Origin of the sequence: Roseateles subflavus (assembly GCF_030285365.1) — a bacterium.
Taxonomy (GTDB): Bacteria; Pseudomonadota; Gammaproteobacteria; order Burkholderiales; family Burkholderiaceae_C; genus Roseateles_B; species Roseateles_B subflavus.
This window is the reverse complement of record NZ_JASVDS010000001.1, coordinates 52,772-70,036: the sequence shown is the minus strand read 5'-3', so window position 1 is coordinate 70,036 and position 17,265 is coordinate 52,772. Positions and strand designations below refer to the sequence as shown.

18 protein-coding genes are annotated in these 17,265 nt (G+C 72.1%); 10 read left to right on the top strand and 8 right to left on the bottom strand.

The genetic code is table 11. The features are described 5' to 3' along the window. Window positions 1–51: 51 nt before the first annotated feature. The 5 genes from QRD43_RS00295 to QRD43_RS00275 all read left to right on the top strand — a co-directional run bounded on the left by QRD43_RS00295 (window position 52) and on the right by QRD43_RS00275 (window position 5,642). On the top strand, window positions 52–1,398 hold the full coding sequence (locus QRD43_RS00295; protein WP_285980466.1) for an HlyD family secretion protein: 1,347 nt from the start codon (window positions 52–54) through the stop codon (window positions 1,396–1,398). Then, window positions 1,395–3,515 (top strand): peptidase domain-containing ABC transporter, encoded by a 2,121-nt coding sequence (locus tag QRD43_RS00290; RefSeq protein WP_285980465.1) that lies wholly within the window; start codon window positions 1,395–1,397, stop codon window positions 3,513–3,515. Before QRD43_RS00295 ends, QRD43_RS00290 begins: the two co-directional genes overlap by 4 nt. Window positions 3,516–3,570: 55 nt before the next feature. Then, entirely contained in the window at window positions 3,571–4,116 is a 546-nt protein-coding gene (locus QRD43_RS00285; RefSeq protein ID WP_285980464.1) for an Lrp/AsnC family transcriptional regulator, read from the top strand. 170 nt (window positions 4,117–4,286) lie between these two features. Then, window positions 4,287–4,469, top strand: a complete 183-nt coding sequence (locus QRD43_RS00280; RefSeq protein ID WP_285980463.1) for a hypothetical protein — start codon at window positions 4,287–4,289, stop codon at window positions 4,467–4,469. 93 nt (window positions 4,470–4,562) lie between these two features. Continuing rightward, window positions 4,563–5,642: an MvdC/MvdD family ATP grasp protein gene (locus QRD43_RS00275; protein ID WP_285980462.1), complete on the top strand. Its 1,080-nt coding sequence runs from the start codon at window positions 4,563–4,565 to the stop codon at window positions 5,640–5,642. A gap of 21 nt (window positions 5,643–5,663) precedes the next feature. On the opposite strand, the gene QRD43_RS00270 is transcribed toward QRD43_RS00275, so the two are convergent. Continuing rightward, the gene (locus QRD43_RS00270) at window positions 5,664–6,212 is read right to left on the bottom strand and encodes a lipocalin family protein (protein WP_285980461.1); all 549 of its coding nucleotides are present in this window, start codon (window positions 6,210–6,212) and stop codon (window positions 5,664–5,666) included. A 75-nt stretch (window positions 6,213–6,287) separates the two neighbouring features. Next, window positions 6,288–7,193: a LysR family transcriptional regulator gene (locus QRD43_RS00265; RefSeq protein WP_285980460.1), complete on the bottom strand. Its 906-nt coding sequence runs from the start codon at window positions 7,191–7,193 to the stop codon at window positions 6,288–6,290. A gap of 74 nt (window positions 7,194–7,267) precedes the next feature. Here QRD43_RS00265 and QRD43_RS00260 point away from each other — a divergent pair, with 74 nt between their 5' ends. The 5 genes from QRD43_RS00260 (at window position 7,268) to QRD43_RS00240 (ending at window position 12,585) form a co-directional block, all read left to right on the top strand. Then, the gene (locus QRD43_RS00260) at window positions 7,268–8,269 is read left to right on the top strand and encodes a sodium-dependent bicarbonate transport family permease (protein ID WP_285980459.1); all 1,002 of its coding nucleotides are present in this window, start codon (window positions 7,268–7,270) and stop codon (window positions 8,267–8,269) included. Window positions 8,270–8,337: 68 nt separating this feature from the next. Continuing rightward, window positions 8,338–9,396 (top strand): transporter, encoded by a 1,059-nt coding sequence (locus QRD43_RS00255; protein WP_285980458.1) that lies wholly within the window; start codon window positions 8,338–8,340, stop codon window positions 9,394–9,396. Window positions 9,397–9,543: 147 nt separating this feature from the next. Then, on the top strand, window positions 9,544–10,551 hold the full coding sequence (locus QRD43_RS00250; RefSeq protein ID WP_285980457.1) for a phospholipase C/P1 nuclease family protein: 1,008 nt from the start codon (window positions 9,544–9,546) through the stop codon (window positions 10,549–10,551). Continuing rightward, window positions 10,548–11,996 (top strand): hypothetical protein, encoded by a 1,449-nt coding sequence (locus QRD43_RS00245; protein WP_285980456.1) that lies wholly within the window; start codon window positions 10,548–10,550, stop codon window positions 11,994–11,996. Before QRD43_RS00250 ends, QRD43_RS00245 begins: the two co-directional genes overlap by 4 nt. Next, on the top strand, window positions 11,989–12,585 hold the full coding sequence (locus tag QRD43_RS00240) for a hypothetical protein (RefSeq protein ID WP_285980455.1): 597 nt from the start codon (window positions 11,989–11,991) through the stop codon (window positions 12,583–12,585). Before QRD43_RS00245 ends, QRD43_RS00240 begins: the two co-directional genes overlap by 8 nt. 47 nt (window positions 12,586–12,632) lie before the next feature. On the opposite strand, the gene ureG is transcribed toward QRD43_RS00240, so the two are convergent. The 6 genes from ureG to QRD43_RS00210 are packed head-to-tail and all read right to left on the bottom strand — an operon-like array spanning window position 12,633 to window position 17,240. Next, on the bottom strand, window positions 12,633–13,286 hold the full coding sequence (gene ureG / locus QRD43_RS00235) for an urease accessory protein UreG (RefSeq protein WP_285980454.1): 654 nt from the start codon (window positions 13,284–13,286) through the stop codon (window positions 12,633–12,635). Then, window positions 13,283–13,981, bottom strand: coding sequence for an urease accessory protein UreF (locus tag QRD43_RS00230; protein ID WP_285980453.1), 699 nt, complete (start codon window positions 13,979–13,981; stop codon window positions 13,283–13,285). Before QRD43_RS00230 ends, ureG begins: the two co-directional genes overlap by 4 nt. Next, on the bottom strand, window positions 13,978–14,595 hold the full coding sequence (gene ureE / locus QRD43_RS00225; protein ID WP_285980452.1) for an urease accessory protein UreE: 618 nt from the start codon (window positions 14,593–14,595) through the stop codon (window positions 13,978–13,980). The genes QRD43_RS00230 and ureE overlap by 4 nt, the downstream gene beginning before the upstream one ends. 4 nt (window positions 14,596–14,599) lie before the next feature. Beyond that, window positions 14,600–16,321 carry an urease subunit alpha gene (gene ureC, locus QRD43_RS00220; RefSeq protein ID WP_285980451.1) on the bottom strand — a complete coding sequence of 574 codons (1,722 nt, stop codon included), beginning with the start codon at window positions 16,319–16,321 and terminating at the stop codon, window positions 14,600–14,602. Further along, complete coding sequence (locus QRD43_RS00215) at window positions 16,318–16,638, bottom strand: urease subunit beta (protein WP_285980450.1); 321 nt, start codon at window positions 16,636–16,638, stop codon at window positions 16,318–16,320. Before QRD43_RS00215 ends, ureC begins: the two co-directional genes overlap by 4 nt. Further along, complete coding sequence (locus QRD43_RS00210) at window positions 16,635–17,240, bottom strand: HupE/UreJ family protein (RefSeq protein WP_285980449.1); 606 nt, start codon at window positions 17,238–17,240, stop codon at window positions 16,635–16,637. The genes QRD43_RS00215 and QRD43_RS00210 overlap by 4 nt, the downstream gene beginning before the upstream one ends. Window positions 17,241–17,265 lie beyond the last annotated feature (25 nt).

The window sequence follows — 17,265 nt, the reverse complement described above, 5'->3', positions numbered from 1 at the left end:
CGGCTCCCGGCCCCTGGCACGCGCGGTCCTCCACAGCAAGGCCATCGCACCGTGCGTGACACCCTATTCCGACCCGAAGTGATGCAGGCCCGGTCCGTCCAGTGGCTGGGCGGCATCCGCATCGGACGTCCTCCCAGCTTCGCCTGGATGACCGGCATTGCCCTCGTCCTGCTGGCCGGGCTGGTGGCCTTCGCCCTGCTCGGCCAGGTGAGCCGCAAGGCCCGCGTGTCGGGCGTGCTGCTGCCCACGGGCGGGCTGATCGGCATCACCGCGCCGCAGGCCGGCTCCGTGGCCGAGCTGCTGGTGAAGGAGGGCGAGGAGGTCCGCGCCGGCCAGCCGCTGCTGAAGATCCGCACCGAGCGCCGCCTGGCCCAGGGGGACGTCGCCCTGCTCAATGCCCAGGCCCTGGCGCAGCGCCGCCAGAGCCTCGACACCGAACGCCTCCTGCAGCAGCAGCAGGCCCGCCAGCGCACCGATGCCCTGAACGACCGCCTGCGCAGCCTGCAGGCCGAGGAGCGTCAGGCGCAGGGCGAGCTCGACTCCAGCCACCAGCGCGCCCAGCTCGCGCAGAAGAGTCTCGACCGCTTCAACGAGCTCGCGCGCAGCGGCTATGTCTCCACGGCCCAGGTCCAGCAGAAGCAGGAAGAGCTGCTGGACCTGCAGATGCGCGAGCGCAGCGCCGAGCGCAATCTCCAGGCCCTGCAGCGCGATGCCCAGGCGGTGCGCGCCGACCTCGCCGCGAACGAGACCAGTCTGCGCACGGCGCTGGCGCTGCTTGATCGCAATGTCGCGAGCCTGGCCCAGGAATCCAACGAGAACGAGGCGCGCGGGGCCGTGCTGGTGCAGGCGCCCCAGGATGGGCGCGTGGCCACGCTGTCCCTGCATGCGGGGCAGTCGGTGCTGGAGGGGCAGGCGCTGCTGAGCCTCGTACCCCGGTCCGCCGCCGGCGCGCCGGACGACGCTCTGGAGGCGCAGCTCTTCGCGCCCAGCCGCACCAGCGGCTTCGTGCAACCCGGCCAGCAGGTGTGGCTGCGCTATGCCGCCTACCCCTACCAGAAGTTCGGCATGGCGCGCGGCCGCGTCGTGGCCGTCAGCCAGGCGCCGCTGTCCGCCCAGGAGCTGCCCACCGGGCAGAGCCAGTCCCTGCAGGCCGCGGCGCAGGCCAGCGAGCCGCTGTATCGGATCCGCGTCGCGCTGGACCGCCAGGACATGCAGGCCTACGGGGCCAGCCTGCCGCTCAAGCCCGGCATGAGCCTGGACGCTGACGTCCTCCAGCAGCGCCAGAAGGTCTGGGAGTGGGTGATGGAGCCCATCCTGGCCGTGTCCGGCCTCGCTCCCCTTGTGAACACGCCGGATGACGGCAGCTCCCCGCCTGCGAAAGCCGGGGCCGCGCGATGAAACTCTTCCTGCAATCCGAAGCGGCCGAATGCGGCCTCGCCTGCCTGGCCATGGTGGCCAGCCATCACGGCCAGGGCCAGGACCTCGGGGACCTGCGCCGCCGCTTCCCCGTCTCGCTCAAGGGCGCCAAGCTGGCTAGCATGATCAGCCACGCCGGCTCGATGGGCTTCTCCGCCCGGCCGCTGAAGCTGGAGCTGGACCACCTCGGGCAGCTCACCCTCCCGGCCATCCTGCATTGGGACCTCAACCATTTCGTGGTGCTCAAGAAGGTCGGCGCCCGGCATTTCACCGTGCTGGACCCGGCCATCGGCGAGCGCCGCCTGAGCCTGGCCGAGATGTCGGCGCACTTCACCGGCGTGGCCCTGGAGCTGACGCCCAACGCCGACTTCAAGCCCGAGCAGCAGGCGCCGCGGCTGTCGCTCGGCTCCCTGACGGGCAAGGTCACCGGCCTCAAGCGCTCGCTGCTGCAGATCCTGGCCGTGGCCGTCGTGCTGGAGGTGTTCGCCGTCATCGCGCCACTGTTCAACCAGCTCGTGGTGGACGAGGTGCTCAGCAGCGGCGACGCCGAGCTGCTGGGCGTGCTGGTGCTCGGCTTCGGGCTGCTGCTGCTGATCCAGTCCGCCCTGTCCCTCGGCCGCTCCTGGATGGTGGTGCTGCTGAGCCAGACGCTGGCGCTGCAGTGGCAGTCCAACGTCTTCGCGCACCTGGTCCGCCTGCCGACCAGCTTCTTCGAGAAGCGGCACCTGGGGGACATCACCTCCCGCTTCAGCGCGGTCAACGCCATCCAGCGCAGCCTCACCACCGCCGCGATTGAGGCGGTGCTCGACGGCCTCATGGCGCTCATCGCGCTGGTCATGATGCTGCTCTATTCCGTGCCGCTGGCGGCGGTGGTGGTGGTCGCCGTGCTGGCCTATGGTGCCCTGCGCTGGGTGTCCTACCGCCCATTTCGGGACGCGGCGGCCGAGCGCCTCGTGATCGCGGCCAAGGAGAGCACGCACTTCCTCGAGACGCTGCGCGCCATCACGCCGCTGAAGCTCTATGCCCGTGAGGACGAGCGCCGCTCCCGCTGGCAGAACCTGATCGTGGACGTGCAGAACCGCGACGTGCGCACCGCCAAGATGAGCATGGCCTTCCAGACGGCCAACACGCTGATCTTCGGCCTGGAGAACCTGGCCGTGCTGTGGCTGGGGGCCCGCACCATCCTGCAGGGCCAGCAGAGCCACGCCGTCTCGCTGACCGTGGGCATGCTGTTCGCCTTCGTCAGCTACAAGACGCAGTTCACGGGCCGGGTGGCCAAGCTGATCGACTATGCCGTCGAGCTGAAGATGCTCTCGCTGCACGGCGAGCGCCTGGCCGACATCGTCCTCGAACCTCCCGAGCAGGACGACGTGCCGCACAGCGAGCTGGACCACCTGCCGCCGTCGCTGGAGTTGCGCAACGTCTCCTTCCGCTATGCCGAGGGCGAGCCCTGGATCCTCCGGGGCGCCAGCTTCCGGATCGAGGCGGGCGAGAACGTGGCCGTCACCGGGCCGAGCGGCGCGGGCAAGACCACCCTGCTCAAGATCATGCTGGGCCTGCTGCCCCCGACGGAGGGTGAGGTGCTCTACGGCGGCGTGCCGGTGCGCCACCTGGGCGTGCGGAACTACCGCCGCCAGATCGGCACGGTGATGCAGGAGGACGCCCTGCTGACCGGCAGCCTGGCCGACAACATCAGCTTCTTCGACAGCCATCCGGACATGGAGCGCATCCAGCAGTGCGCGGCCCTGGCCCAGCTGCACGACGACATCTGCCGCATGCCCATGGGCTACCAGACCCTGGTGGGGGACCTCGGTTCGGGTCTGTCCGGCGGGCAGAAGCAGCGCCTGCTGCTGGCCCGCGCGATCTACAAGCAGCCCCGCGTGCTGGCCCTGGACGAGGCCACGAGCCACCTGGACCTGGCCAACGAGCGAGCCGTCACGGCGGCGCTGAGCCAGATGAAGCTCACCCGCCTGGTCATTGCCCACCGCCCCGAGACCATCGCCGGCGCCCAGCGGGTGGTCCAGGTGCGCGACGGCCAGGTGCTGGAGCTCGCCCGCCAGGTGCCCAGCGGCATCCCGGACGGCACCGCCGCGCTCTGAGGGAGGCGCCGGCTCCAGTAGGATGGGGCATCCGTCGTCAGCCCCTGTCCGCGCCATGACCAAGACCAACGCCTCCCTCGCCGCCCGTGGCCGCCTGCCTGCGCAGGAGCTCGAGGATCCGCAGGGCGACCGCCTGGACCGCTGGCATGTGGCCATCCTGGCGGAGCTGCAGCGGGACGCCCGCCTGTCCAATGCCGAGTTGGCCAGCCGGATCGGGCTGTCCACCGCGCCCACCTGGCGCCGGGTGAAGTGGCTGGAGGAACAGGGCTACATCACCGGCTATCGCGCCGAGCTCGACCGCCGCCGCCTGGGCCTGGGCGTGCTGGCCTTCGTGCGCCTGGACGCCGACCGCAACAACGCCTCCGCGACCAAGGTGCTGGAGGAGGCCATCCGGCAACTGCCCGAGGTCACCTCGTGCCACTACATCTCGGGCGCGGGCACCTTCGAGCTGCAGGTCCTCGCGACGGACCTCGACGCCTTCAGCCGCTTCACCATCGACACCCTGCTCAACCTGCCCAACGTCAAGGATGTGCACACCAGCTTCTCGCTGGGCGAGGTGAAGGCCGGCGGCGGGGTGCCGCTGGGGCATCTGAAGCCCTGAGACAGGGATCCCGCCCTGTGCCGCGCGGCGGCACACCATGACCTTCCGCATGCGGTGAAACGCCAACTGGCGCTCGGGAAGGCGATGTGCAGAATGGTCGTCGCACCAGCTACCCGGTTAGGTGTGTAGTTCGACGGGCAGTCGATTTCTGCCAACTTCTGGAGAACTCAATGACCATCAAGAACGAGATGAAGCAAGAGGAGTCCACCCGCATCCTGGCCTATGTGGCCTCGCGTGTGCTGACCGAGACGGAGATGGAGCAAGTGGCGGGCGGCCTGCGCAAGGCCCCGGGCGTGACCTACCCGGGCGTCTACGGCCAGGGTGGTGGTGACGGCACCGACTACGACGATTGATCCGGTGGCCTGATCCGCAGACAGGGCCCGGCCAGGCGCCGGGCCCTGCCGCTTCTGAACTTCGCATCCGAACTGCTCCTGTCAGGACACACCATGTCATTGCTGATTCTGGGTTCCCGTGGCGATGTGCACGTCCAGGCCGTCCAGTGGGCCCTGCAGGGCCAGGGCGCCACGGTGCAGGTGTTCGATCCGGCCGGCTTCCCCTCGCGGCGCGCCTTGACGCTGGCGCTGGGCGGGGCCGGGGAGTCCCTGCTGGACGAACTCCTGCCGGGCGAAGGCCTGGACCTGCGCTCGGTGCGCGCCGTCTGGGCGCGCCGGCCCTTCCCGGCGGCGGATCTCTCCGCCGTCCACCCCGAGGACGCGAGCATCGTGCGGCATGAGGCCGACGAGGTGCTCACCGGCCTCTACAACCTGCTGGACGTCGCGCTGCCGGAGTCGGCCGTCTGGATGAATCCGCTCCCGAGCCGCCTGCGCGCCCGCTCCAAGCCGGCCCAGCTCCTCCTGGCGCAGCGCTGCGGCCTGACCGTGCCAGGCACGCTCATCAGCAACGACCCCGAGCGCATCCGCCGCTTTGCACAGGCGCAGGCCGGCGGGCTCATCTTCAAGGCCTTCCGACCGCTGGACTGGGCGGTGGACGCCGGCCGCCGCAGCCTGCCGACCACGGTGCTGACGCCCGAGCTGCTGGCCCAGACGCAGGCCATGTCGCTGTGCCCGGCGATCTACCAGCCGGCGTTGCGCAAGCAGTTCGAGCTGCGCGTGCTCGTCGCGGGCGATCACGTGCGCTGCGTGCGGATCGACTCCCAGGCGGACCGGCTGACCGCCACGGACTGGCGCCTGTACGCACTCGGCGCCTCGGTGCCGGCCCAGGCCCATGCGCTCGCCCCCGAGGACCTGGCCCGCATCCGCCGCTTCATGCAGGCGCTCGGGCTGCGCTTCGGCTGCCTGGACTTCATCGTCGATGCGCAGGGACAGCTGGTCTTCCTCGAGGTCAACCAGCAGGGCCAGTTCCTGTTCATGGACTATCTGTGCCCGGGCATCGGCGCACTGGAGGCGGTCTGCCAGGCCTTCGCGCAGCTGCTGGGCGTGACGCCGCCGCCGCACTGGCCCGGCATCCAGGACTACCTCGACGCGGTCGGGGATCGCTCGGCCGTGGCCGCCGCCGAACCGGCCTGAGGTCGCGGTCTCAGGCGCCCCTCAGGGCTGCGCGGCACCGGCGGCCGACTGCGGCGTGCGCTGGAAGGCGCTGCGGTCGAAACCGAGCGCCGCGGCGCGGTCCAGCAGGGCGTTGAGCCGGGCCTCCGGCAACTGGGGCTCGCGCGCCAGGACCCAGGCGTAGCGCCGGTTGGGGGCGCCCACCAGCACCTCGGTGTAGCCCTCATCGAGCGCGAGGATCCAGTAGTCGCCGTAGAAGGGCCAGAAGAACGTGACGCGCAGCCGGGCGTTGCCCGAGTCCGGGACCACCTTGGCATGGCCGCGGATGTCGTCCATGCGCCCATCTGCCATGCGGCAGCGATTGATGACCTCGATGCGCTCGCCCGTTAGGCGGTAGTTCGCCTGCGTGTCCGCCACGCACTGGCGCTGGAAGCGGTTGGGCAGCAGCGCGATCTCGTACCAGCGCCCGGTGTAGCGCGTCAGGTCCACCTGCGCCACGGTGGGCAGCGGCGCATCCTCGGCGTGGGCGACGGACGTCGGCCCCAGGCCCAGGACCGGCAGGAACAACAGAGCGGCGATCAGCGAACGCATGAGGACCTCCATCAGCACAGGGTGCGGATGCTAGGGCAGGTCGGATGCCCGTGCCGGCACTCGGGCATCCGCCGCTCAGGAATGGGTCTCCCACGACCCCGCGAGCCCCTGGAGATGGTGCAGGAAGGCCTGGGCCAGGGGGCTCAGCCGCTGGCCCGGCAGCCACATCACGGACCAGGCCGAACGGACCGGGAAGTGGTCGGCTCGCAGCACGGCCAGGCCCTCGCTGGCCGGGTCCGCCGCGAGGGCATGGCGCGAGACCAGGCCCAACCCCATGCCCGCCGCCACAGACTGCTTCACGGCCTCGTTGCTGCCGAGCTCCAGCCGCACGCGCGGGTTCAGGCCCAGCTGCTCGAAGTGCGCGTCCCCGGCGAGCCGCGTGCCCGAACCCGCCTCGCGCAGGATGAAGGGCTCGTCCTGCAGCCGCGGGGGCCGGATGCGCGCGCGGCCGGCCAGCGGGTGCTGCAGCGGGGCGATCAACACCAGCGGGTTGTCCAGCAGGTGGGCCCGCTCATGGGGCACGCCCCGGGGCGGGATGGACAGGACGTACAGATCGTCCTGGTGCGCGCGCATGCGCTGCAGCACGCCGTCGCGGTTGAGCACCTGCAGGGCGATGTCCACCTGCGGGTGCTGTGCGCAGAAGGTGCCGAGCATGCGCGGCACGAAATACTTGGCGGTGCTTGCCAGCGCGATGCGCAGTCGCCCGTGCTGCAGGCCGCGCAGTCCGGCCAGGCGCTGCTCCAGGGCCTCCCACTCGGCCTGCAGCGCGCGGGCGGTGACGAGCACCGCCTCGCCCGCCTCCGTCAGCTGGAGGCGCTTGCCGAACTGCTCGTAGAGCGGCATCCCGGCGGCGTCGGCCAGTTCCTTGAGCTGCATGGAGACCGTGGGCTGCGTCACGTGGCAGGCGCGCGCCGCACCGGTGATGGAGCCGGTCTCGGCCAGGGCCAGCAGCAGCTTCAGCTGGCGAAAGGTGGCATGCATCGACATACCTCGATGGAAATCATCAGGACAATTGATTTTCCATGATTGACCGGAATCTCTAGCATTCCGGACTCATGAATGCCCTGCTTGATCCCGCCCTGCTGTTCTTCGTCCTCGGCCTGCTCGCCGGGGTGCTGCGATCCAACCTGGAGGTGCCGGCGCCGCTGTCGCGCTTCCTCTCGCTCTACCTGCTGATGGCCCTCGGGCTCAAGGGAGGCTTCGCCCTGCACCAGACGGGCCTGAGCACCACCGTGGTGGCCGGTCTCGGCTGCGCCATGCTGCTGGCGGTGCTGGTGCCGCTGCTGGACCTGCCTCTGCTGCGGCGCTGGCTGCCGCCCTTCGATGCCCTGGCCGTGGCCGCCACCTACGGCAGCGTCAGCGCCGTCACCTTCGTCACGGCCAACCACCTGCTCGAGGTGCAGGGCACGCCCGCCGGCGGGCACATGGCGGCGGCCATGGCGCTGATGGAATCGCCGGCCATCATCCTGGCGCTGATGCTGAGCCAGCGGGCCCGCGGCGCCACCGCGGGCGGGGCGGTGAGCGTCGGTGGCGGCACGCTGGCCCTGGGCGGCCAGGCGCCGTCGGCCCCGGGCGGCGGGCACTGGCGCGAGGCACTGACCGAGGGCGGCACGCTGCTGCTGCTCGGCGCCCTGGCCATCGGCTGGATCACGGGGCCCGCCGGCGCTGCCGCCATGAAGCCCTTCACCGGCGAGATCTTCAAGGGCCTGCTCGCCTTCTTCCTGCTGGACATGGGCCTGCTGACGGCCCGGCAGCTGCCCGCCCTGCGTGGCCTGCCGGCCTCGCTGTTCGCCTATGCCCTGGGCATGCCGCTGCTGCACGCGGCCCTGGCGCTGCTGCTGGCGAGCCTCACCGAGCTGCCCGTCGCCGACGCCACGCTGCTGGCCGTGCTGGCGGCGAGCGCGTCCTACATCGCCGTGCCGGCCGTGCTGCGCCATGCGGTGCCGGAAGCGCGTCCGGCCGTCTACATCGGCCTCTCGCTGGGCGTGACATTCCCGTTCAATCTGCTGCTGGGCATTCCGCTGTACCAGGCGGCCGCGAAGGCCTGGCTGGGCTGAGGCGGCGGGCGGCCGGCGGCCGGGCCGCGGGTCATGGCCGCGTCACGGGGCGCTGCTAGCCTGCCCGCATGCCCGATCCTGCCGCCGCCCATCCATCCCCCATGCCGTCGCCGCCGGAACCGGGGCCGGGCGCTCCCTACGGCGCCAATGCCCATGGTGTGATCTGCGCCTACCGCTTCGATGCGACGGGCGTGGCGCAGGCCCTGGGGGACGAGCGCCTGCCACCGGTGCCGGGCGAGGGGGCCGGCTTCGTCTGGCTGCACATCAACCTGAGCCATGCCGGTTCGCTCGAGACGCTGCGCCGGGCCGGCGCCCTCGACGAGGACCTGCTCGGCGCTATGCAGCAGGGCTCGCGCGCCACCCGCATCGAGCGACTGGGCGAGTCCCTGTTCGCGGTGGTCAACGACGTCACCTTCGACTTCAGCTTCGACCCCGACGACATCGCCACCTTGTGGGTCCATGTGCGCCCGGGCTGCGTGCTGACGGCCCGCCGGCAGCCGCTGCGTTCCATCGACCGCCTGCGCATGGCCGTGAAGCGCGGGGAGCGCCTCGGCTCGCCCGTGGCGCTGCTGGACCACCTGCTGCAGGACCAGGCCGACGAGCTGCAGGTCATCGTGCGTCGCACGGCCGACCGCATCGACGACATCGAGGACGAGCTGCTCAAGGGCCGCCATGCGCGCCATGCGGCCGAGGTCGCGCACCTGCGCCGGGTGCTGGTGCGCCTGCAGCGCCTGCTCGCGCCCGAGCCCGGCGCGCTGGCTCGCATGCTGAGCCACCCGCCGGGCTGGGTGACCGACGACGACCGCGCCCAGCTGCAGCGCGCCAGCGAGGAGTTCTCCCTCGTGCTGCGCGACGCCGCCGCGCTGCAGGAGCGCATCAAGCTCATGCAGGACGAGACCGCTGCGCGCCAGGCGGAGGAGAACAACCGCAGCCTCTTCACGCTGACGGTCGTCACGGTGCTGGCCCTGCCCATCAACCTCGTCTCGGGTCTGCTGGGCATGAACGTGGGCGGCATCCCGCTGGCGGACCATGGCCACGGCTTCTGGATCATGCTGGCGCTGATCACCGTGCTGACCCTGCTGGCGGCGATGCTGGTGCTGCGGCAGGTGCGCGGGCCTCGGGACTGAACGGCGCACGCCCCCCTGTGACGCCCGCGTGACGGGCGCCATGCCCCGGGCGGCGCTGCCAGCTCTTGCAGGTCCCGGCCGGTGGTCAAGGCATCGTCACATGCAATGGCGAGCATGCGGGCTTTCCACTTCCGCCTCCCCATGCCCATGAAAGCCACCCTGATCCTCGTCGGTGCCCTGACCCTGGCCAGCGGCGCCCAGGCCTTCAACCAGGAGACGCACAAGCGCATCGCCATCGATGCGGTGCGCTACATGCAGCGCCATGCCGGCACCACCAACTTTGCGAAGCTGCAGGCCGGGCTGGCCCGCGCAGGCTACACGCTGGAGCAGTTCGCCGAGCAGCTGGGCCAGGGCGCCTATGACGTCGACGACTTCGCCGACACCTACCTCTGCGGCGCCATCACCGGCGACTGCCAGCTGGCGCCCGTGTGGGGCCTGGGCAAGGGCCTCGTCAACTACACGTCGTACTGGCACTTCCAGAACCACACGCAGGGTCCGGACGTGCACGGCAACCCCTATGGCGGCTACAACTACAGCAAGCTCACTGTGTCCGGCGACATCGACAAGCTCGCCGCGGCCTGGCTCGTCGGCGACCACCTGGACGACGGCAAGGGCGGCATGAAGGGCCTGTTCAGCGACGGCAGCAAGTACGACAGCTACGGCCTCACCGAGCGCAACTACCGCCAGGGCGGCAGCTCCAGCCCCTCGCAGTACGCCGACTTCGAGAAGATCCCCTTCCAGCCCATCGACAACCTCGGCCAGTACTGGTGGAGCCAGTTCCTGGCGCGTCCGAGCGTGCAGACGCTGGGCTTCGTGATGCACACGACGGACCTGCTGCAGCCGCATCACACCTGGACCACCTCGGCGCTCAACCACACCGGCTGGGAGACCTGGGTGAAGGACTACTACGACCGCGAGGCGCTCAACGACGACGCGCTCGTGGGCGCCGCGCTGGCCAGCTTCACGCCGCTCGCGCCGACCGCCACCGACATCCGCCCCCTGCTGCGCCAGGGCGGCGCGCTTTCGTATGCCCGCGGCGGCGTGGTGCTGTCCAGCACGGACCACAACGACCGGCGCACGGTCGGCCGCATCGTGGTGCCGCATGCCATCGCGATGGTCGTGCACCTGCTCAACCGGGCGGCGGAGCGGCTGTGATCGAGAAGTGCGTCGAGAAGTGCCTCGTGAAGTCCTGGCGGGCACTCCTGCTGGCCGGCGCGGCGCTGCTGGCGTCGCTGTCCGGCGGGGCGCTCGCCTCGACAGCGACCACCGCGGCCTTGCGGGTCGATGGCCAGCCCATTCCCCGCCGACTGGCCGAGGACCTGCTGCTGCTCGCCCGCCGTGAACGGCCGGACGTGGCGCTGCCGGACCTGCTGCAGCGCCTGGCGCTGGAGTGGCTGCTGGGCGAGGACGCGCGCCGGCGCGTGGGCGACGAGCGACTCTTCGCGTCCCGCCGCGTCGCCTTCGACCCCGCGGCGATGGTGGAGCGCCAGTGGCAGTCGATGGCCTGGCAGCGCTGGCCGGAGGCCTTGGCGCAGGACTGGGCGCGCTGGCAGCAGCAGGCCCGCGTGACGGCGCCCGCGTCGGCCACCGCCTGGCAGCGCGTCCTGCCGCGGGCGGCGGGCGCCCGGCTGCTGCCGGCTCCGCAGGCCTTGGCGGGGCCGCCGGGCGCCGCACAGGTCGTGCTCCTGCGCTGGTGCGACACCGCGGCGTGCCGCACGCCGGCCGAGGTGACGCTGGCCCAGGTCTGGCCGTCCCTCAATGTCCAGGGGCGCACGCAGATCCTCGGGGGCGATCGCGACTTCGCCCGGCTGCAGGCGCGTCGCTGGCTGCAGGACCGCTTCACACGGGCCTGGGCGGCCCAGCCCGGCCGCTGGGAGGCGGACGGCGTCCAGGCGCTGCAGGAGCTCCTGTGGGCCCGCGTGCGCTGGCAGGCACTGCTGCGGTGGGAGGGGCTGGACGGGGACGCCCACGGGGCGGCGGCAGGCGCGGAGGCCGATGCGGCCAGCCGCCTGAGCATCCCGGCCCTCACCGAGGCGGACCTGGAGCGCTACTGGCGCGAGCACCCTGAGGAGTTCCGGCGCCTCAGCCACCTCCAGGGCTGGCGGGCGCGTTGTGCCGACGCCGCCTGCCGGGACGCCGTCGAGCCGCTGCTGCGGCAGCGGGCCGAGCTCGCGCCCCTGCAGGCCTTGCGCGTGCCCGGGCTGAGCGTGCGCGCGGTGCAGTGGTCCGACGAGGAAGCGCCGGTGGCCACGCCTGAATCAGGCGATCGGGCACTCGACGACTGGTCCCTGGCGCTGATGGCCGCGACGCCGGTCGGCGCGCCGAGCCCGGCCCTGCGTCATCCGGGCGTGCAGGCCCAGGGCTGGGAGTGGGTGCAGGTGCAGCGCCGCGAGGAGCGCCTGCAGCCGCTCGCCAGCGAGACGGTGCGCTACGGCGCGACGCAGGCCCTGATGCAGCAGCGCCGACAGGCCGCCTGGCGCGAGCGTCAGGAGCGGCTGCTGGCCGGCGCGCAGCTGCAGTGGGCGCCGGATCTGGCGGCGCCTTCGCTGAGCCCGCTGCTGGGGCTGGAGGCCGCCGGGGGAGGGCACACCCATGACTGAGACCGTCACCGCCCGCCGGCTCTGGGTCTGGCCGCTGCTGTCCCTTCTGGCGGTGCTGTTGCTGGGCCTGGGCGCGGCCTGGCTGGCCGGCTGGCCCTCGCCGGACCCGGCGGTCGCGCGTCCGCTGGCCCAGGAAACGCCCGCGCGGGCTGCGCCGAGCCCGTCCGCGTCGGCCCGCGAGCCGCAAGCCCTGGCCGCGGCACCTGCCGCGGACCTCGGGCCTGCCGTCGGAGCCGCCTCGGCGCCGGTCCCGGAGCCGGCGCACTGGCATCTGGCGGACACCCGCGTGATGGGCGACGAGCGGGCGCCGCCTCTCGTGCGCGCGCCCCAGGCACCGATCGTCCCGCGCTGGCAGCTGGATGACCCCACGGCCTACCTGGCGCGGGAGGCGCAGGAGCACCGGGCCGTGCAACAGGCCTTCGTCGAGGCCGCCGACCGCGAGCTGCCCGCGCTGCGCCGCCTGCTGGACCAGGCGCGCGAGCAAGGGCTGTCACCCGACGGCATCGCCAAGGGCGAGGAGAAGCTGCGTCGCATCGCCGAGCAGCGCGACGCCATGCGGGCCGCGCTCGCCGCCGACCCGCCGCCCTGAGGCCATGGGGCCATGGGGCCGGGAGGCCTTGAGCCCCGCCCGGGACCTCAGCCGCCCGGCACCAGCATCCCGCGCTCCTCGATGAAGCGCACGATGTCCGCCACGCCCGCCAGCGTCTTGAGGTTGCTCATCACGAAGGGGCGGGTGGGGCGCATGCGGCGGGTGTCCGCTTCCATCACGGCGAGGTCGGCGCCCACGTGCGGCGCGAGGTCGGTCTTGTTGATCACGAAGAGGTCGCTCTTGGTGATGCCCGGGCCGCCCTTGCGCGGGATCTTCTCGCCGGCCGCCACGTCGATCACGTAGATGGTGAGGTCCGAGAGCTCGGGGCTGAAGGTGGCGGCCAGGTTGTCGCCGCCGGACTCGATGAACACGACGTCCGCCTCCGGGAACTGCGCGAGCATGCGGTCGATGGCCTCGAGGTTGATCGACGCGTCCTCGCGGATCGCCGTGTGCGGGCAGCCGCCGGTCTCGACGCCGAGGATGCGCTCGGGCGGCAGCGCGCCGCTGAGCGTCAGCAGGCGCTGGTCTTCCTTGGTGTAGATGTCGTTGGTGATGGCGATGAGGTCCCAGCGCTCGCGCATGGCCTTGCACAGCATTTCCAGCAGGGTCGTCTTGCCGGAACCGACAGGGCCGCCGATGCCCACGCGCAGCGGGGGCAGGGACTTGCGACGACCGGGGATGTGGTGGAGGGCTCGGCTCATGATCGGAAGAGGCGGGAGTATTGGTGTTCGTGGCGGGCCGACAGCACGGCCAGCATCGGGGTGAAGACGGTCGGTGGCGTCGGGGCGTCGGCGCGGGCGAGCAGTTCGTCGATGGTGTCCGCGAGGGCGTCGCACAGGGCCTGAAGCAGTCGCTGGCCGGCCCGCTGGCCGAGCGGCACGGCCTTCATCGCGGCCTGCACCTGGTTCTCGGTCCAGGCCATCGCGACGGCGAGGATGCCCGCGCGCTCGTCGGCCCCGCTGTCATGCAGCGCGAGCCCCCAGACGAGCGGGAGCTGCGGCACGGCATCGCCGAGCAGGGCCGGCAGGGCGGGGTCCCGCAGCGGCGCATCGCGCAGCCACAGCAGCAGCGAATGGGCCATCTGCTCGCCCTGGAGCCGGAACTCGGCGCTCTCGCGGGTCAGGCTCGCGTGGGTGTTCAGGGCTTGCAGAGCGCCGGCGTCCTGCCGTGCCCAGGCGCGCCAGGCCTGCAGCGTGAGCGGCAGTTCCGCACGGCAGGGGCCCAGGCGGCACTGCGCCAGCAGCCAGTCGCGTGCGCTTGCCTCGTCGCGCACCTCGCCTGCCTCCACCGCAGCCTCCAGGCCCTCGGAGTAGGAGAAGCCGCCCACCGGCAGGGCCGGCGAGGCGAGGCACAGCAGGCGCAGCAGGGCACGGTCGCCGGCGCCGGTCCCGCTCATGCCGCGGCTCCGGGGGAATGGCCGTGAGGCCCGTGCGCCGGGTCGTGGTGATCGTGGCCATGGCCGTGCGAATGGCCGTGTGAATGTCCGTGCGAGTGCCCGTGCGAGTGCCCGTGCCCACCGCCATGGCCGCTGCCGTAGGCGCCGCCCTCGGGCTCGAAGCCGGCCTCCACGGCGGTGACGTGCAGGCCCATCGCCACCAGCATCTCGGCCAGCACATGGTCCGGCTCGATCTGCAGCAGGGTCTCCTGCAGCTCCATCGGCACATGGCGGTTGCCCAGGTGGTAGGCCGCCCGCAGCAGGTCGAAGGGGCGGCCGCCGTCCGGGCGCACGGTGATGCGCAGCAGCGACTCCGGGGCCGCCTCCACGACGATCAGGCTGCCGTCCTGCGCCACCAGCACATCACCGCCGCGCACGACCTGACCCCGGGGCAGGAAGACGGCGAGCGCGCGCCCAAGGTGGTCGCGGGCCTGGAAGCGGCTGCGCTGGCGGGTGTCCCAGTCGAGGGAGACCCGCGCGGCGCGGCGCAGCAGCGGGGCGGCCAGGCCCTCGCCGCGCGTCAGGACGCGGTCCACGGTGATCGGGGCGGTCGGAAGGACGGCTGGGGCGCTCATCGGTTCAGAACAGGAAGTAGCGCTGCGCCAGCGGCAGCGAGGTGGCGGGCTCGCAGCTCAGCAGCTCGCCGTTGGCCCGCACGATGTAGGTCTGCGGATCGACCTCCATGTGCGGCGCGAAGTCGTTGTGGACCATGTCCGCCTTGCCGCGCCCCCGGATGGCGCGCACGGCCACGGGCGTCTTGGCCAGGCCGTAGCGCCGGCCCACGTCGCTCGCCAGCGCGGCCTGCGAGACGAAGCTCAGCGAGGCCCGCGAGAGCGCGCCGCCGAAGCTGCCGAACATCGGCCGGGCGTGCACCGGCTGCGGCGTGGGGATCGAGGCATTGGCGTCGCCCATCTGCGCCAGGGCGATGAGGCCGCCCTTGAGCACGGCGCTGGGTTTCACGCCGAAGAAGGCGGGCTTCCACAGCACGAGGTCCGCCCACTTGCCCACCTCGACCGATCCCACCTCGTGGCTGATGCCGTGCGCGATGGCCGGGTTGATCGCCAGCTTGGCGACGTAGCGCTTCACGCGGGCGTTGTCGTGGCGCTCGCTGTCACCGCTCAGCGGGCCGCGCTGCAGCTTCATCTTGTGCGCGGTCTGCCAGCAGCGCAGGATCACCTCGCCCACGCGGCCCATGGCCTGCGAGTCCGAGCTGAACATGCTGATCGCGCCGAGGTCGTGCAGGATGTCCTCCGCCGCGATGGTCTCGCGCCGGATGCGGCTCTCCGCGAAGGCCAGGTCCTCGGCGATGGACGGGTCCAGGTGGTGGCACACCATCAGCATGTCCACGTGCTCGTCCAGCGTGTTGATCGTGTAGGGGCGCGTCGGGTTGGTCGAGGAGGGCAGCACATAGGACTCGCCCACCACGCGCAGGATGTCCGGCGCATGCCCGCCGCCGGCGCCCTCGGTATGGAAGGTGTGGATCGTGCGGCCCTTGAAGGCGGCGATGGTGTCCTCGACGAAGCCGCTCTCGTTGAGCGTGTCCGTGTGGATGGCCACCTGCGTGTCCGTGGCCTCGGCGACATTCAGGCAGTTGTCGATGGCGGCGGGCGTCGTGCCCCAGTCCTCGTGCAGCTTCAGGCCGATGGCGCCGGCTTCGATCTGCTCCATCAGCGCGCCGGGCTGGCTGGCATTGCCCTTGCCGAGGAAGCCCAGGTTCATGGGGAAGGCGTCGGCGGCCTGCAGCATGCGCTCGAGGTGCCAGGGGCCCGGCGTGCAGGTGGTCGCGAAGGTGCCCGTGGCCGGGCCGGTGCCGCCGCCGAGCATCGTCGTGATGCCACTGGCGAGCGCCTCCTCGATCTGCTGCGGGCAGATGAAGTGGATGTGCGAGTCCACGCCGCCGGCGGTGACGATCATGCCCTCGCAGGCGATGACCTCCGTGCCGGGGCCGATGATGATGTCCACGCCGGGCTGCGTGTCGGGGTTGCCGGCCTTGCCGATGGCGGCGATGCGGTGGCCCACGAGGCCGATGTCGGCCTTCACGATGCCCCAGTGGTCGAGGATCAGCGCATTGGTGAGCACCGTGTCCACGGCGCCCTCGGCGCGCGAGCGCTGCGACTGCGCCATGCCGTCGCGGATGGTCTTTCCGCCGCCGAACTTGACCTCCTCGCCATAGCCGCCGGCACGCAGGGTCAGGTCTTGCTCCACCTCGATGACCAGGGCCGTGTCGGCCAGGCGCAGGCGGTCGCCCACGGTGGGGCCGTACATCTCGGCATAGGCCTGACGGCTGATGCGGGCGCTCACAGCGCGCCTCCCACGAGGCCGCGGAAGCCGTGCACCACGCGGGCGCCGGCGTAGTCCACCAGCTCCACCGTGCGCTGCTGGCCGGGCTCGAAGCGGATGGCCAGGCCCGAGGCGATGTTCAGGCGCATGCCGCGTGCGGCCGCGCGGTCGAAGTCCAGCGCGGCGTTGGTCTCGGCGAAGTGGTAGTGCGAGCCGACCTGGATGGGCCGGTCGCCGCGGTTGTGCACGACGAGCGCCAGCGTGCGACGGCCGGGGTTCAGCGCATGCTCGCCGGGCTCGGCCAGCAGCTCGCCGGGGATGAGGGCGCCCGCGCTCATGCGAGCGTCCCGACGGTCAGCGCGAGGCCGGTCAGGGCGATGCTGCCGCCCAGCACGCGCGGGGCCCAGCGGTGACGCGCCCGCAGCCAGGCGCCCAGGATGAGACCGGCGCCGTGCAGCAGGGCGGTCCCGGCGGCCATGCCCAGCAGGGCCAACGGGGCGCCGCCCAGCTCCTGGCCGTGCGCGAGGCCGTGGCTCCAGGCAAAGAGGCCGACCAGGGCCGCCACCGCTGCGGGCGGCCACGACCAGCGCAGCGCCACCAGCAGGCCCAGCGCCAGCACGCTCGCGGCGATCAGGGGCTCCTGGAGGCCGAGGAGCAGGGAGGACGACGAGGCGGTCAGCGCGCCCAGCACCAGCAGTGCCACGAACACGAGCGGGGCCAGCCAGCGCCGGGCGAGGCACAGGCCGCTCCACAGGCCCACGCTGAACATGGCCAGCAGGTGGTCGGCGCCGGTGAAGGGGTGGACGATCCCGGCGACGAGGCTCTGCATCCCGCCATGGGCATGCGCGGCATCCGTGCCGTGCGCCTGCACGAGCAAGGGCAGGGCGGCGGTCAGGGCGACGGCGGATCTGATCAGGAAGGGGCGCAGGCGGTGGGTCATGGGAGTCCTCGGCGAAGGGTCGGAC

Coding starts and splice junctions, on each gene's coding strand:
- ureG (WP_285980454.1), bottom strand. CDS start 13,286: ATGAGCCGAGCCCTCCACCACATCCCCGGTCGTCGCAAGTCCCTGCCC.
- QRD43_RS00265 (WP_285980460.1), bottom strand. CDS start 7,193: ATGCATGCCACCTTTCGCCAGCTGAAGCTGCTGCTGGCCCTGGCCGAG.
- QRD43_RS00280 (WP_285980463.1), top strand. CDS start 4,287: ATGACCATCAAGAACGAGATGAAGCAAGAGGAGTCCACCCGCATCCTG.
- QRD43_RS00250 (WP_285980457.1), top strand. CDS start 9,544: ATGAAAGCCACCCTGATCCTCGTCGGTGCCCTGACCCTGGCCAGCGGC.
- QRD43_RS00290 (WP_285980465.1), top strand. CDS start 1,395: ATGAAACTCTTCCTGCAATCCGAAGCGGCCGAATGCGGCCTCGCCTGC.
- QRD43_RS00255 (WP_285980458.1), top strand. CDS start 8,338: ATGCCCGATCCTGCCGCCGCCCATCCATCCCCCATGCCGTCGCCGCCG.
- QRD43_RS00270 (WP_285980461.1), bottom strand. CDS start 6,212: ATGCGTTCGCTGATCGCCGCTCTGTTGTTCCTGCCGGTCCTGGGCCTG.
- QRD43_RS00240 (WP_285980455.1), top strand. CDS start 11,989: ATGACTGAGACCGTCACCGCCCGCCGGCTCTGGGTCTGGCCGCTGCTG.
- QRD43_RS00215 (WP_285980450.1), bottom strand. CDS start 16,638: ATGAGCGCGGGCGCCCTCATCCCCGGCGAGCTGCTGGCCGAGCCCGGC.
- QRD43_RS00210 (WP_285980449.1), bottom strand. CDS start 17,240: ATGACCCACCGCCTGCGCCCCTTCCTGATCAGATCCGCCGTCGCCCTG.
- QRD43_RS00230 (WP_285980453.1), bottom strand. CDS start 13,981: ATGAGCGGGACCGGCGCCGGCGACCGTGCCCTGCTGCGCCTGCTGTGC.
- QRD43_RS00285 (WP_285980464.1), top strand. CDS start 3,571: ATGACCAAGACCAACGCCTCCCTCGCCGCCCGTGGCCGCCTGCCTGCG.
- ureE (WP_285980452.1), bottom strand. CDS start 14,595: ATGAGCGCCCCAGCCGTCCTTCCGACCGCCCCGATCACCGTGGACCGC.
- QRD43_RS00260 (WP_285980459.1), top strand. CDS start 7,268: ATGAATGCCCTGCTTGATCCCGCCCTGCTGTTCTTCGTCCTCGGCCTG.
- QRD43_RS00275 (WP_285980462.1), top strand. CDS start 4,563: ATGTCATTGCTGATTCTGGGTTCCCGTGGCGATGTGCACGTCCAGGCC.